This is a genomic window from Pseudomonas parafulva NBRC 16636 = DSM 17004 (assembly GCF_000730645.1).
Taxonomy (GTDB): Bacteria; Pseudomonadota; Gammaproteobacteria; order Pseudomonadales; family Pseudomonadaceae; genus Aquipseudomonas; species Aquipseudomonas parafulva.
This window is the reverse complement of sequence record NZ_BBIU01000014.1, coordinates 71,456-84,194: the sequence shown is the minus strand read 5'-3', so window position 1 is coordinate 84,194 and position 12,739 is coordinate 71,456. Positions and strand designations below refer to the sequence as shown.

The following is a 12,739-nucleotide window of genomic DNA, read 5'->3' as shown; positions in this document are numbered from 1 at the left end:
TACCGCAGCGCCCAACGGCTTCACCCGAGGTGTTCTTGCCATGAGGAAAGCCCCATGAGCAATGCGAAAAGCGACAGGCTACGCCAATACCTGGTCAACCTGTCCCGCCGACAGAAGCGCCTCATTCAGGTGTGCACCGATGTAGTGCTCATCTGGCTTGCCCTGTGGCTGTCATTCATCGTGCGCCTGGGCGTCGACGAAATGTACAACCCCATCGTCGAACACACCTGGCTGTTCATGGCGGCCCCCTGCGTTGCCATCCCGCTGTTCATCCGGTTTGGCATGTACCGCGCTGTCATGCGCTACTTCGGCAACGACGCCCTGGTCACCATCATCAAGGCCGTTACCCTGTCGGCGCTGATTCTGGCGGTGCTGGTGTACTGGCACAGCAACCACCAGGAAGTGGTCCCGCGCTCGATCATCTTCAACTACTGGTGGCTGAGCATGGTCATCATTGGCGGGTTGCGCCTGATCATGCGCCAGTACTTTCTGGGTGACTGGTTCACCGGTGCCCACCAGATCCCGTTTGCCAACCGTGACGATGGCATGATCAAGGTCGCCATCTACGGTGCCGGTACAGCCGGCAACCAGCTGCTGGCGGCCCTGCGCATGGGCCGGGTGATGCGGCCGGTGGCGTTCATCGACGACGACGGTGACTTGGCCAACCGGGTGATTTCCGGTCTGCAAGTGTACAAGCCCAAGCACCTGGAGCAGATGCTGAAAGAAACCGGCGCACAGGAGGTGCTACTGGCGCTGCCATCTGCCACCCGCGCCAGGCGCCGGGAGATTTTGGCGCTGCTTGAGCCTTACCCGCTCCATGTTCGAAGCGTGCCAGCCTTCGCCGACCTGGCCACCGGGCGCGTGAAAGTGGATGACATCCAGGACGTGGACATCGCCGACCTGCTGGGCCGCGACCCTGTGCCCGCCCAGGATGGCCTGCTGGAGCGCTGTGTGCACAAGCAGGTGGTGCTGGTCACCGGTGCCGGTGGCTCCATAGGCGCCGAGCTGTGCCGGCAGATCATCGGCCTTGGGCCCAAGACCCTGCTGCTGCTGGACCATGCCGAATTCAACCTGTACAGCATCCTCAGCGAGCTGGAGCAACGTATTACCCGTGAGTCGCTGACCGTGCAGCTGCTGCCTATTCTGGGCTCGGTGCGCAACCAGCAGCACTTGGCCGATGTGATGGGCACCTGGCGGGTAGATACGGTGTACCACGCCGCCGCCTACAAGCATGTGCCCATGGTGGAGCACAACATCGCCGAAGGCATCCTCAACAACGTCTACGGCACCCTATGCACAGCCCAGGCGGCGCTGCAGACGGGTGTGGCCAACTTCGTGCTCATCTCCACCGACAAAGCCGTGCGCCCCACCAATGTGATGGGCAGCACCAAGCGGCTGTCCGAACTGATTTTGCAGGCGCTCAGCCGCGAAGCTGCCCCGGTGCTGTACGGCGACTGCAACAAGATTGCCCGGGTGAACAAAACCCGCTTCACCATGGTGCGCTTCGGCAATGTACTGGGCTCGTCGGGCTCGGTAATTCCGCTGTTCCACCAGCAGATCAAGGCTGGTGGGCCGCTGACGGTGACCCACCCCAAGATCACCCGCTATTTCATGACCATCCCCGAAGCCGCCCAGTTGGTGGTGCAGGCGGGGGCCATGGGGCAGGGCGGTGATGTGTTCGTGCTGGACATGGGCGAGCCGGTACGCATCGTCGAACTGGCCGAGAAGATGATTCACCTGTCTGGCCTGAGCGTACGCAGCCCCGCCAACCCCCAGGGGGATATCCCCATCGACTTCACCGGCTTGCGCCCAGGCGAGAAGCTGTACGAAGAATTGCTGATCGGTGATGACGTGGCGCCCACCGCTCACCCGATGATCATGGTGGCCAACGAGGACTTCGTGGCGTGGGAGCTGCTGCGCGAACGCCTGACGGCGCTGTTGGCTGCCGTGGCTGAAGATGATTTCACCCGGGTGCGCCAGTTGCTGCGGGAGCTGGTAAGCGGTTATTCACCACAGGGCGATATTGTGGACTGGGTATACCTGCAACGCCGCCAGGGGCCGGTGGACAGATAAAGACGGCGTGGGGTGTAGGACTAAAAGCGCACCCCTGTCAGAGATGCGTTCGGGCCCCTGGTGAGCGGCCCGCAGACTCGCCGAAAGCTCAAACAGGCATCCGCTCCGGGTAAGAAAACCTTTATGGGTGCGTGTCTTAACTGGTAACCGTTCACCCCGCCTGCAGCCTGTTTAACGCCGGGTTTCACCGCTAGGGTTGTCTGCGCAGCCGAAGGAAAAGCTGCCGCACACTGATCAACCCTAGGAGTTTCACCATGCGCAACAACGTATTGTCGTATCTGCTACTGCCCCTGTTCGCCAGTCTGTCGTTTTCCCTCAGCGCCGCACCGGCTAGCACGCCATCGGTACTGGAGCCGCTTCAGGTGGTCGCCCAACAGCACCCTGAAGCGCTGCTACGCCTGGACATCAACAAGGCCGATGCGGCTACGCTGCAGAAAGAACTGAACGGTATCGGCAAGGCCAAGGCAGAGGCCATCGTGGCGTACCGCGAAGCCCACGGGCCATTTACCTCGGTAGATGAGTTATTGGAAATCAAGGGCATCGGCAATGCGCTGCTAGAGCGCAACCGCGACAAAGTCACCGTGGAGTAACACCACACATGTAGGAGCGAGCGCAGCTCGCGATGGGGTCCAAGGCCCCACCCCCGTAGCTGCGCCGCCACTATCGCCGGGGGCGCTACGCACCCCATCGCGAGCTACGCTAGCACCTACACAAACACATACCGCTCAGTGGTTCTGAGCATCCTTGGCATCCGCCTCGGCATTGCGCTCATGCACCTTGCGCAGTTGCTCATCGGTCAGGGGCAATTTCTTGGCCGTGTCGCGCAGCATCATCAGCCCGCCGACGATGGAGCCAAGGGCTACTAACAGGATCAGCCAGGCATACCAGGGCATTGTCGTTCTCCTTACGGGATGGCAGCGTAGTTACCGGTTTTGATCGGCAACGCAGTTCGTTGGTTCAATGGTACAGTCGTGGCGCGCTTCACCGCTTGGCCATTTCCATCAACCGCAGCCCCCAACCCTGCACCACATCGTTTACAATGCGCGCCGTTTTCGACTTGCCAAGAGACCGTGCCCATGTCCGCCTGCCAGACGCCCCTGATCGTCGCCCTGGATTTCCCCACCCGTGAGGCCGCCCTGAAGCTGGCTGACCAGCTAGACCCCGCGCTGTGCCGGGTGAAGGTTGGCAAGGAGCTGTTCACCAGCAGCGCTTCGGGCATTGTCGAAACCCTGTGTGAAAAGGGCTTCGAAGTGTTCCTGGACCTGAAATTCCACGACATCCCCAACACCACGGCCATGGCGGTAAAAGCAGCGGCAGAGATGGGCGTGTGGATGGTGAACGTACATTGCTCGGGCGGCCTGCGCATGATGGCGGCGTGCCGTGAGGAGCTGGCCAAGCGCAGCGGCCCACAGCCGTTGCTGATCGGCGTGACCGTGCTTACGAGCATGGAGCGTGAAGACCTGGCCGGCATCGGTTTGGACGTTGACCCGCAGGAGCAGGTGCTGAGGCTGGCTGCGCTGGCGCAGAAGGCCGGCATGGACGGCCTGGTGTGCTCGGCACTGGAAGCGCCAGCGCTGAAGGCGGCGCACCCAGGCCTGCAATTGGTAACCCCAGGCATTCGGCCGGCGGGCAGTGCCCAGGATGACCAGCGCCGCATCCTTACCCCGCGCCAGGCACTGGATGCAGGTTCTGACTACCTGGTAATCGGCCGCCCAATCAGCCAGGCTGCCGACCCGGCCCAGGCCCTGGCAGCGGTGGTTGCCGAAATTCGCGGCTAAGCTGGCGCGATAAAAGCGGGGCTGCACAGCAGCCCCCACGCATTCACACCTTCAGCACCAGCTTCCCGAAGTTTTCACCGTTGAACAGCTTCAACAGCGTCTCAGGGAAGGTTTCTAGCCCCTCCACCACATCTTCCTTGCTCTTGACCTGCCCGCTGGCCAGCCAGCCGGCCATTTCCTGCGCCGCCTTGCCATAATCCTTGGCATGGTCCATCACCACGAAGCCCTCCATGCGCGCACGGTTCACCAGCAGTGCCAGGTAGTTGGCCGGGCCCTTCACGGCTTCCTTGTTGTTGTACTGGCTGATGGCGCCGCAAATCACGATACGCGCCTTGAAGTTGATGCGGGTAAGCACGGCATCCAGAATCTCGCCGCCCACGTTGTCGAAGTAAACGTCCACGCCTTTGGGGCACTCGCGTTTCAGGCCAGCCAGTACGTCTTCGGCCTTGTAGTCGATTACCCCGTCGAAGCCCAGTTCGTCTTTCAGGTATTGGCACTTCTCTTTGCCGCCAGCAATGCCTACCACGTGGCACCCTTTGATCTTGGCGATCTGGCCGACAATGCTACCCACCGCACCGGCAGCGCCAGAAATCACAACCGTGTCACCGGCCTTCGGCTGGCCCACTTCCAGCAAGGCGAAGTAGGCCGTCATACCGGTCATGCCCAGCGCCGACAGGTAGCGGGGCAGGGGTGCCAGGTTGGGGTCGATCTTGTGCAGGCCCTGTGCGTCCCCGGTGAAGTAATCCTGCACACCCAGGGCCCCGCCAACATGGTCGCCGGGCTTGAAGCCCGGGTGGTTGGAGGCAACCACTTCGCCCACACCCAGGGCGCGCATCACCTGCCCCAGGGCCACCGGAGGGATGTAGGACTTGCCTTCGTTCATCCAGCCGCGCATGGCCGGGTCCAGTGACAGGTACAGGTTACGCACCAGTACCTGGCCTTCGCCGGGCTGTTCGACGGGCACCGTTTCATAGCCGAAGTCATCGCGGCGCACGGCGCCGACCGGGCGTTTTACGAGCAGGAAGCGGCGGTTGGTCTGGGTCATGATGGCTCCTAGAGAAGAATGAAAGGGTCAGACGGCCAATTTACCTTGTTGATGAAACGCAGTGCGTAACATCACTGACAAGCATGGTGTCACAAATGCTCATGTGATGATGCTGCCCGCCCGGTCAGCGGCTGACTATGCTCTGAACTCCTTCACACCCTCACAGGAGCAGGCGATGAGCATGAGTTTTGCGGGCCAGGTGGCCCTGGTCACCGGTGGCGGCGCCGGTATTGGCCGGGCGACGGCCCTGGCATTCGCCTGCGAGGGCTTGAAAGTGGTGGTGGCTGACCTGGATGCCGTGGGCGGCGAAGCCACGGTGGCGCAGATCCGCGCCGCAGGCGGCGAGGCCCTGTTCATCGAGTGTGACGTAACCCGCGAAGGCCAGGTGCGCCAGATGCACGAACACCTGATCGCGGCCTATGGCCGGCTGGACTATGCCTTCAACAATGCCGGCATCGAGATCGAGCAGGGCCGCCTGCCCGAGGGCAGCGAAGCGCAGTTCGACGCGATCATGGGGGTAAATGTGAAGGGTGTATGGCTGTGCATGAAGTACCAGCTGCCACTGCTGCTGGCCCAAGGCGGCGGCGCCATCGTGAATACCGCCTCGGTGGCGGGGCTGGGGGCGGCGCCCAAAATGAGTATCTACAGTGCGTCCAAGCATGCGGTGATTGGCCTGACCAAGTCGGCAGCCATCGAGTACGCCAAAAAAGGCGTGCGGGTAAACGCCGTATGCCCCGCCGTTATCGACACTGACATGTTCCGGCGCGCCTACGAAGCCGACCCGCGCAAGGCAGAGTTTGCCGCCGCCATGCACCCGGTGGGGCGTATTGGCAAAGTCGAAGAAATTGCCAGCGCCGTGTTGTACCTGTGCAGCGACGGGGCGGCATTCACTACGGGCCATTGCCTGACGGTGGACGGTGGAGCCACGGCGATCTGAACCTGCAGCTGTAACGATGTCGCTGAGGGGCAATATTCCCGCGCCCCAACCTCCATTCAATATGCCAGGCGACCTCCGGCAAGCTGTTAGCGACACGTTCATAGCTATTTGACACTATTCTGACGTCAGGCCCTTGTTCCGGCGCTGGCAACGTTGCCACCCTTGGCCTTCGGCATAACCTGACACACAGAAGGGGAATGGGCATGGGCATGGGCGCGAGCAAGCAGGGTGTGTTGGCCAACCTGGGCATGGCCCGCAAACTCACCCTGGGGTTTGCCCTGGTGCTGTTGCTGACCCTGGCAGTGGCCGCTATCGGCATTGCTGCCCTGTACAGCGTTGGCCACCGCTTCGACAGCCTGAGGCAGTTGGCGCAATTCAACACCGACTTGCTGCGGCTGCGCCAGCATGAGCAGTCTTTTGCCCTCAGCTCCGACATCAAGCAGGCCGAGGCGTTGCGCGGTGGCCTCAAGGGCCTGGCCGAGCGCGCGCGCGAACAGCCGGCGCTGGCGGCAGCGGAAACCGACCTGGCGGCCTACGGCAAGGCATTCGAAGCGTTCGTAGGGGCGGTGCAGGCCAAGGAGCTGGCGCTGGATACCGCCAGTTGGTCGGTATCGAGTGTGGCCAACAACCTCGATGTGCTGCAGTCAGGCCTGGCCGACGATGGGGTGTACACGCTCAAGCAGTCCCAAGGGCAGCAGGGTGGCGAGTTCCTGGAGCAGGCCGCCCAGGTTGCCCAGGTGTCGCGCCTGATGTTGCAGGCCATGGATGAAGCCCGGGTACGCCTGGACAAAAGCCGCAAAGGTGAGGATGACGTGAGCCAAGCGCGCATCCCGCAAACGGTCGAAGCAGCAGCCCTCGTGACCCAGCTGCAGGCTGCGGTGACCGACAGCGGTTACCAAAGCGTGCTTAACGAAGTGGCGGGGCATATCGGCAGCTTCTCTGAAAAGCTCAATGAATACACCGATCAGCTGGCGCTGGAGCAGGGCCTGAAGGGCCAGTTGCAGGCCAGTGCCGAACAGGTAACCGGCCGAGTGGACCAGGCCTACCTGGGGCAGGAGCAGGCCCTGCAGGGTGACCTGCAACGCAATGCAGTAGCGATTGCCGTGGCCACGGGGCTGGCGCTGCTGGTCGGCATTCTGGCCGCCTGGCTGATTACCCGCGCCGTGGTCGGCCCCCTCAAGCACGTGATCGCCCGCGCCCGGCGCATTGCTGACGGCGAACTGGCATTCGAGGCACCGGCCCCGCGCCGTGACGAGGTGGGGCAACTGATGCAAGCCATGCAGCAGATGGCGGCAGGGTTGTCGGGCATCGTCAGCGGGTTGCAGCAAGGTATCGAGCAACTGGCCGGCAACGCCCAGGCGCTGTCAGCCGTGACCGAGCAGACCAACCGTGAGGTGGGCAGCCAGAAAGAAGAAACCGAACAAGTGGCCACCGCCATGCAGCAGATGACGGCGACCGTGCATGATGTGGCGCGCAACGCCGAAGAGGCCGCGCAGGCGGCCCAGGCGGCGGACGAGAAGGTCGATTCCGGGCAGCAGGTGGTGCGCCAGAGCATGCAGCGTATCGAGCAGTTGGCGGCAGCGGCAGAAACGGCCAGTGCCGGCATCGACAGCCTCAGCTCCGAAATCCATACCATCGGCGATGTGCTGGAGGTGATCAAGAGCGTGGCCGAGCAGACCAACCTGCTGGCGCTGAATGCGGCCATCGAGGCAGCCCGTGCCGGTGAACAGGGGCGGGGCTTTGCCGTGGTGGCCGACGAGGTGCGTGCCCTGGCGCGGCGTACCCGGCAGTCCACCGAGCAGATCGAAACCCTGGTGGCCAGCTTGCGTGGCAACGCCCAGCAGTCGGTGGCCCAGATCAGGGGCAGTACCGAGCTGGTACGCCTGGCGGTGGCCGATGCGCTGCACACTGAAAGTGCCCTGGGCAGCATTGCGGCGGCGGTGTCATTGATCCAACAGATGAACCAGCAAATAGCGGCAGCGGCAGAGGAACAGAGCTCGGTGGCGGAGGAAATCAGCCGCAGTGTCACGCAGATTCGCAGCAGTGCTGACCAGGCGGCGCTGGCCATGCAGGGCAGCGCCAGGTCGAGTGTGGAACTGGCGCAGTTGGGCACCGACCTCAAGGGCATGGTGGGCCATTTCCGGTTGTGACCCGTGTCAGCTGCGGCGGGGGTTGAGGATCACCAGCGCCAAGACCCCGGCCACGATGCCCCAGAACGCCGAGCCGATCGAGAACAGCGTCAGCCCCGACGCCGTGACCATGAAGGTGATGACCGCAGCTTCTCGTTCGCGCGCTTCGCTCATGGCCACGGTTAGCCCGTTCATGATCGAGCCGAACAGCGCCAGCGCGGCAATCGACAGCACCAGCTCTTTGGGCAAGGCGGCAAACAGCGCGGCCAGCGTTGCGCCGAATACCCCGGCGATCCCATAGAACAGCCCGCACCACACCGCAGCGGTATAGCGTTTGCCAGGGTCTTCATGGGCGTGCGGGCCTGTGCAGATGGCCGCACTGATCGCCGCCAGGTTGACCCCGTGGGACCCGAACGGCGCCAGCAGCAACGAAGCAAACCCCGTGGCGGAAATCAGCGGAGAGGCCGGGACCTGGTAGCCGTCTGCACGCAGCACGGCCACACCCGGCATGTTCTGCGAGGTCATCGCCACAACGAACAAGGGGATGCCGATGCTGATGGTGGCAGCCAGCGAGAAGCTGGGGGTGGTCCACACCGGCTTCGCGACCTCCAGGTGAAAGCCACTGAAGTCCAGCAGGCCCAAGGCGCCGGACAACGCAGTGCCCACCACCAGCGCCGCCAGTACGCAGTAGCGCGGCGACAGGCGTTTGACCAGCAGGTAGCTGAAGAACATGCCCAGCACCAGCAAGGTGCGGTGCTGCGCCGCGACGAAGATTTCACTGCCGATCTTGAACAGGATGCCGGCCAGCAGTGCCGAGGCCAGGGACGCTGGGATGCGTTTGACCAGCCGCTCGAAGCTGCCGGTCAACCCGCAGGCCAGCACCAGCAGGGCACAGGTGATGTAGGCACCGATGGCTTCGCCGTAACTCACCCCACCCAGGCTGGTGATCAGCAGCGCTGCGCCAGGTGTAGACCAGGCCACGGTGATGGGGGTGCGGTAGCGCAGTGACAGGCCGATGCTGCACACTGCCATGCCAATCGACAGCGCCCAGATCCACGACGAGATCTGCGCGGTGGTCAACCCGGCTGCCTGGCCGGCCTGGAACATCAATACCAACGAGCTGGTATAGCCGGTCAGCATGGCGATGAAGCCGGCGACAATGGCCGATGCCGAGGTATCGGCCAGGGGCCTCAGGCGTGCGGGGGTGGCATGGGGCATGAACAAGATCCTTGTCAGGGTGTAGGCAGTTTTTTCAGACTACCGCCAGCCGCGGCGAGGTTTGTCATACAGCGGCGATTGCTTTTAACCGTACAGTCGCCAACTATTGGGCGCTATTGCACAACTGCTTTGCAGGGGGAGGGGTGATGTACAAGGTGTATGGCGACTACCAGTCGGGCAACTGCTACAAGGTCAAGCTCATGTTGAGCCTGTTGGGCCGGCCCTGCGAGTGGCACCCGGTGGACATTCTCAAGGGCGAAACCGAAACCCCGGCGTTTCTGGCGATGAACCCCAACGGCAAGGTGCCGGTTCTGGAGCTGGAAGACGGCACCTACCTGTGGGAGTCCAACGCCATTCTCAACTTCCTCGCCGATGGCAGCGAGTTCTTGCCCACCGAGCCACGCCTGCGCACCCAAGTGTTGCAGTGGCAGTTTTTCGAGCAGTACAGCCATGAGCCGTACATTGCCGTGGCCAGATTCATCCAGTTCTACCTGGGCTTGCCCGAAGCGCGGCTGGAGGAGTACCGCAAACTGCACAAAGGCGGCTACAAGGCACTGCGCGTGATGGAGCGGCAACTGCAGATGACCCCCTACCTGGTGGGCGAGCAGTACTCCATTGCCGATGTGGCGCTGTACGCCTACACCCATGTGGCCCACCAAGGCGGCTTTGACCTGGCGGATTACCCGGCGGTACGCGCCTGGCTCGAGCGCGTCAGCAGCCACCCGCGGCATGTGCCGATGGTGGGGTAAGGGGCGGCCCCAGCGTTAGCCGGCAGCGAAGCGTTCATCCAGGTAGGCGATGATGGCCTTGGATTCATACATCCAGGTCACCTTGCCATCTTGCTCGATGCGCAGGCACGGTACCTTCACCCGGCCACCGCCTTCCAGCAGCGCCTGGCGGTGCTGTGGGTCGTTCTTGGCGTCAAGCAGTGCCACCGGCACATTCAGGCGGTGCAGAGTGCGGCGGGTTTTAACGCAGAACGGGCAGGCATGAAACTGGTACAGCGCCAGGCCCTTGGCCGCCTCGGCGACGCGGGCCTGGGCTGCCGGCTCGCGCTTGAGCTTGGCTGGGCGGCTGATCAAGTCTGCGAAGACGATGAGCTGGCCGAGGCCAACCCGCAGGGCTTTGACGATCATGGGGCAACTCCTGAAATGAAAAAGCCGACCTGGCAAGGGTCGGCCTGGGGCTTGCAGCCAATCACTTGATCAGGCTGAGGAACTCGCTGCGGGTGGACGCGTTTTCGCGGAACTCGCCCAGCATCACCGAAGTGATCATGCTGGAGTTCTGCTTCTCTACGCCGCGCATCATCATGCACATGTGCTTGGCTTCGATAACCACGGCAACGCCTGCTGCCCCAGTAACCTGCTGCACGGCCTCGGCAATCTGGCGGCTGAGGTTTTCCTGGATTTGCAGGCGGCGGGCGTACATGTCGACAATGCGCGCCACCTTGGACAGGCCCAGCACCTTGCCTTTGGGCAGGTAGGCCACGTGGGCCTTGCCAATGAAAGGCAGCATGTGGTGTTCGCACATCGAGTACAGCTCGATATCCCGGACCAGTACCATTTCGCTGTTGTCGGAACTGAACAACGCGTTGTTGGTCACTTCTTCCAGTGTTTGTTCATAACCGCGGCAAAGATACTTCATCGCCTTTGCAGCCCGCTTGGGCGTGTCGAGCAGGCCCTCACGGGAGACGTCCTCGCCAATCTGGCTGAGGATCTCGGTGTAGTTCTGTTCCAGGGACATGGATCTACCTGTTGGAAAAATCGCAAAAACGAAGGTTACGGCGGCGAGGGCGGCGCTGCAAGCGCGGCGTTACTCGTCCCGGCCTTCAAGCATGGTTCGTTTGAGCATCACGTAGACGGCCCCGGTGCCGCCGTGGCGGGCATTGCAGGAGGCGAACCCGAGCACCTGGGGGTGCTGGCGCAGCCAGGTGTTGACGTGGCTCTTGATCATGGGGCGCTTGCCGTCCAGCCGCGCCGCTTTGCCGTGGGTCACGCGCACGCAGCGTACCTCGAGGCGTGTGGCTTCGGCGATGAAGGCCCACAGGGTTTCCCGGGCCTTTTCCACGGTCATGCCATGCAGGTCAAGGCTGCCTTCGAACGGGATCTGCCCGAGCTTGAGTTTGCGCAGCTGGGTTTCCTGCACACCGTCACGTCGCCACATCAGCTCGTCCTCGGCGCCCACGTCGATGACGAACTGGTCGGACATACCATCGATGACCAAGGCTTTGTCGCTGCGCACGGTGGCCGACTGGCGCAGGCCGGCCAGTTGCTGGCGATCGGCCTTGGGTTTGCCGACCTCGGCCCTGTCGTGCTTGATCGGCTTGACGCCGCGCACTTCGGCTTTGAACAGGGAAAAATCGTCGTCTTGCATGATGCCTCCACGTGGGCCGCGTAGTTTACGCGACTGCGCAGTGCAATGCGGAGGTCAATCGTGCTTTTTCATCAGGTGTGGCGACAGGTTCAGCTCCCGTGAACGGCGCAGGCGGATACGGCTGAGCCGCCAGAACCGCACGCCCAGCCATAACAGCAGCAGCCCCGCGGCGGTCAGTACGCCTGCCAGGAGTTTGTTGGCATTGAGCTCTGCCAGGGCCGGGTAATTGCCCAGCAGGCCGGCCACGCCGGCCATCGCCAGCAGCACGCCAAGCGTTGCCAGCAGGGCCGAGAGGGCAGCCCCCAGACGGGCGCCCCAGTGACGTGGTTGGCGCGGGCGCAAGCGCTTGGCGTCGATACTGCCTTTGAGCTTCATCCCGCTCTCCTCTGTGCCTGTGGGCAGTTGGACTTGCACCGGCCCCGCGGGTTCCGCGCCCTCAGATCAGGCTGGCGGTGGGCGCCACGCAGGCGAAGTTGTCGGCCATCACGGCCATTTCACACTGGTGGATCTGTGCAGCCGGGATCACCCCGTCCTTGAACGCCAGGTCGCGGGTGGCCGAGGCATCTTCCACCAGGGTACAGCGGTAACCATAGTCCTTGGCCCGGCGCACGGTGGTGCTGACGCTGGAATGGCTCATGAAACCGCACACGATCAGGTCCAGGTGGCCCAGCTCCTGCAGCGTTTCATGCAGTTTGGTGTTCTTGAACGCGTTGGGCATGCGCTTTTCAATGATGGTTTCGCCTTCCAGCGGCTCCAGCCCGGGGATGAACTGGCCGGCCGGGCCCTGCGGGTCGAAGCGGCCGCCTACGGTGCCCAGGTGGCGAACATGAATGATTGGCCGGCCGCTTTTGCGCGCGGCGTCGAGCAACCGGGCGATGTTGGCCACGGCCTCGTCCATGCCCGACAGCGCCAGGGGCCCGCTGAGGTACTCCTTTTGCGCATCGATGATGATCAGGCTGGCATGGCTCAGCCTGGCCGGCGGGTAATCGCGGCCAGTGAGGCGGAACATCGTGGTTGGAACGGACATCAAGGGCTCCTTGGTGTAGGGCTTTCATGGGCCTATTCTCCCCTGCCTGCGCGCCAATGGGAATGGTTGACATCGCAAGTGGCGTGGTTACTGGCCTGTGGCTACCTCGCAGGCGATCCGAGGGAACAAATCAGCGGCTTGGGCTGTTAGACTTTTGTA

Annotated in this window: 14 protein-coding genes and 1 pseudogene; 7 read left to right on the top strand and 8 right to left on the bottom strand. The window is 63.0% G+C overall.

Features of this window, described 5'->3' with window-relative positions; translation table 11 throughout:
• Positions 1-54: 54 nt before the first annotated feature.
• Together PPA02S_RS10945 and PPA02S_RS10940 are read left to right on the top strand one after the other, a co-directional pair.
• Positions 55-2,073: a polysaccharide biosynthesis protein gene (locus PPA02S_RS10945; RefSeq protein WP_028634733.1), complete on the top strand. Its 2,019-nt coding sequence runs from the start codon at positions 55-57 to the stop codon at positions 2,071-2,073.
• Positions 2,074-2,327: 254 nt separating this feature from the next.
• Entirely contained in the window at positions 2,328-2,663 is a 336-nt protein-coding gene (locus tag PPA02S_RS10940) for a ComEA family DNA-binding protein (protein ID WP_028634734.1), read from the top strand.
• A 135-nt stretch (positions 2,664-2,798) separates the two neighbouring features.
• Here PPA02S_RS10940 and PPA02S_RS22630 read toward each other — a convergent pair whose 3' ends face one another.
• A complete protein-coding gene (locus tag PPA02S_RS22630) occupies positions 2,799-2,966 on the bottom strand; it encodes a DUF2897 family protein (protein ID WP_080667887.1) in 168 nt (55 codons plus the stop codon).
• Positions 2,967-3,149: 183 nt separating this feature from the next.
• On the opposite strand from PPA02S_RS22630, the gene pyrF reads away from it, so the two are divergent.
• Positions 3,150-3,851, top strand: coding sequence for an orotidine-5'-phosphate decarboxylase (gene pyrF / locus PPA02S_RS10935; protein ID WP_028634735.1), 702 nt, complete (start codon positions 3,150-3,152; stop codon positions 3,849-3,851).
• 43 nt (positions 3,852-3,894) lie between these two features.
• Here pyrF and PPA02S_RS10930 read toward each other — a convergent pair whose 3' ends face one another.
• The gene (locus PPA02S_RS10930) at positions 3,895-4,896 is read right to left on the bottom strand and encodes an NADP-dependent oxidoreductase (RefSeq protein ID WP_080667888.1); all 1,002 of its coding nucleotides are present in this window, start codon (positions 4,894-4,896) and stop codon (positions 3,895-3,897) included.
• Between the two features lie 175 nt (positions 4,897-5,071).
• Between PPA02S_RS10930 and PPA02S_RS10925 the strand changes: the two genes are divergently transcribed.
• The 3 genes and pseudogenes from PPA02S_RS10925 to PPA02S_RS23620 all read left to right on the top strand — a co-directional run bounded on the left by PPA02S_RS10925 (position 5,072) and on the right by PPA02S_RS23620 (position 7,983).
• The gene (locus PPA02S_RS10925; RefSeq protein WP_028634737.1) at positions 5,072-5,833 is read left to right on the top strand and encodes an SDR family oxidoreductase; all 762 of its coding nucleotides are present in this window, start codon (positions 5,072-5,074) and stop codon (positions 5,831-5,833) included.
• A 197-nt stretch (positions 5,834-6,030) separates the two neighbouring features.
• A pseudogene (locus tag PPA02S_RS23625) lies at positions 6,031-7,074 on the top strand (methyl-accepting chemotaxis protein); the annotation flags it as partial.
• A 27-nt stretch (positions 7,075-7,101) separates the two neighbouring features.
• Positions 7,102-7,983, top strand: a complete 882-nt coding sequence (locus PPA02S_RS23620) for a methyl-accepting chemotaxis protein (protein WP_439646126.1) — start codon at positions 7,102-7,104, stop codon at positions 7,981-7,983.
• 6 nt (positions 7,984-7,989) lie between these two features.
• Here the strand turns inward: PPA02S_RS23620 and PPA02S_RS10915 are convergent, their stop codons facing one another.
• Positions 7,990-9,180, bottom strand: a complete 1,191-nt coding sequence (locus PPA02S_RS10915) for a benzoate/H(+) symporter BenE family transporter (protein ID WP_028634739.1) — start codon at positions 9,178-9,180, stop codon at positions 7,990-7,992.
• A 146-nt stretch (positions 9,181-9,326) separates the two neighbouring features.
• Here PPA02S_RS10915 and PPA02S_RS10910 point away from each other — a divergent pair, with 146 nt between their 5' ends.
• A complete protein-coding gene (locus PPA02S_RS10910; RefSeq protein WP_028634740.1) occupies positions 9,327-9,929 on the top strand; it encodes a glutathione S-transferase family protein in 603 nt (200 codons plus the stop codon).
• Positions 9,930-9,944: 15 nt separating this feature from the next.
• Here PPA02S_RS10910 and PPA02S_RS10905 read toward each other — a convergent pair whose 3' ends face one another.
• From PPA02S_RS10905 to PPA02S_RS10885, 5 genes are all read right to left on the bottom strand, one after another.
• Complete coding sequence (locus PPA02S_RS10905; RefSeq protein WP_028634741.1) at positions 9,945-10,316, bottom strand: glutaredoxin family protein; 372 nt, start codon at positions 10,314-10,316, stop codon at positions 9,945-9,947.
• A 61-nt stretch (positions 10,317-10,377) separates the two neighbouring features.
• A complete protein-coding gene (gene folE, locus PPA02S_RS10900) occupies positions 10,378-10,923 on the bottom strand; it encodes a GTP cyclohydrolase I FolE (RefSeq protein WP_028634742.1) in 546 nt (181 codons plus the stop codon).
• 69 nt (positions 10,924-10,992) lie between these two features.
• The gene (locus PPA02S_RS10895) at positions 10,993-11,553 is read right to left on the bottom strand and encodes a Smr/MutS family protein (RefSeq protein WP_028634743.1); all 561 of its coding nucleotides are present in this window, start codon (positions 11,551-11,553) and stop codon (positions 10,993-10,995) included.
• 54 nt (positions 11,554-11,607) lie between these two features.
• A complete protein-coding gene (locus tag PPA02S_RS10890) occupies positions 11,608-11,928 on the bottom strand; it encodes a hypothetical protein (protein ID WP_028634744.1) in 321 nt (106 codons plus the stop codon).
• Positions 11,929-11,989: 61 nt separating this feature from the next.
• Positions 11,990-12,580: a cysteine hydrolase family protein gene (locus PPA02S_RS10885; protein ID WP_028634745.1), complete on the bottom strand. Its 591-nt coding sequence runs from the start codon at positions 12,578-12,580 to the stop codon at positions 11,990-11,992.
• Positions 12,581-12,739 lie beyond the last annotated feature (159 nt).

Excerpts from the sequence above, each read along its gene's own strand:
- PPA02S_RS10925 (WP_028634737.1), top strand. The coding sequence starts at position 5,072 with ATGAGCATGAGTTTTGCGGGCCAGGTGGCCCTGGTCACCGGTGGCGGC.
- PPA02S_RS10940 (WP_028634734.1), top strand. The coding sequence starts at position 2,328 with ATGCGCAACAACGTATTGTCGTATCTGCTACTGCCCCTGTTCGCCAGT.
- PPA02S_RS10945 (WP_028634733.1), top strand. The coding sequence starts at position 55 with ATGAGCAATGCGAAAAGCGACAGGCTACGCCAATACCTGGTCAACCTG.
- PPA02S_RS10905 (WP_028634741.1), bottom strand. The coding sequence starts at position 10,316 with ATGATCGTCAAAGCCCTGCGGGTTGGCCTCGGCCAGCTCATCGTCTTC.
- PPA02S_RS10890 (WP_028634744.1), bottom strand. The coding sequence starts at position 11,928 with ATGAAGCTCAAAGGCAGTATCGACGCCAAGCGCTTGCGCCCGCGCCAA.
- PPA02S_RS10915 (WP_028634739.1), bottom strand. The coding sequence starts at position 9,180 with ATGCCCCATGCCACCCCCGCACGCCTGAGGCCCCTGGCCGATACCTCG.
- PPA02S_RS10885 (WP_028634745.1), bottom strand. The coding sequence starts at position 12,580 with ATGTCCGTTCCAACCACGATGTTCCGCCTCACTGGCCGCGATTACCCG.
- PPA02S_RS10930 (WP_080667888.1), bottom strand. The coding sequence starts at position 4,896 with ATGACCCAGACCAACCGCCGCTTCCTGCTCGTAAAACGCCCGGTCGGC.
- pyrF (WP_028634735.1), top strand. The coding sequence starts at position 3,150 with ATGTCCGCCTGCCAGACGCCCCTGATCGTCGCCCTGGATTTCCCCACC.
- PPA02S_RS22630 (WP_080667887.1), bottom strand. The coding sequence starts at position 2,966 with ATGCCCTGGTATGCCTGGCTGATCCTGTTAGTAGCCCTTGGCTCCATC.
- PPA02S_RS23620 (WP_439646126.1), top strand. The coding sequence starts at position 7,102 with ATGCAAGCCATGCAGCAGATGGCGGCAGGGTTGTCGGGCATCGTCAGC.
- PPA02S_RS10910 (WP_028634740.1), top strand. The coding sequence starts at position 9,327 with ATGTACAAGGTGTATGGCGACTACCAGTCGGGCAACTGCTACAAGGTC.
- PPA02S_RS10895 (WP_028634743.1), bottom strand. The coding sequence starts at position 11,553 with ATGCAAGACGACGATTTTTCCCTGTTCAAAGCCGAAGTGCGCGGCGTC.
- folE (WP_028634742.1), bottom strand. The coding sequence starts at position 10,923 with ATGTCCCTGGAACAGAACTACACCGAGATCCTCAGCCAGATTGGCGAG.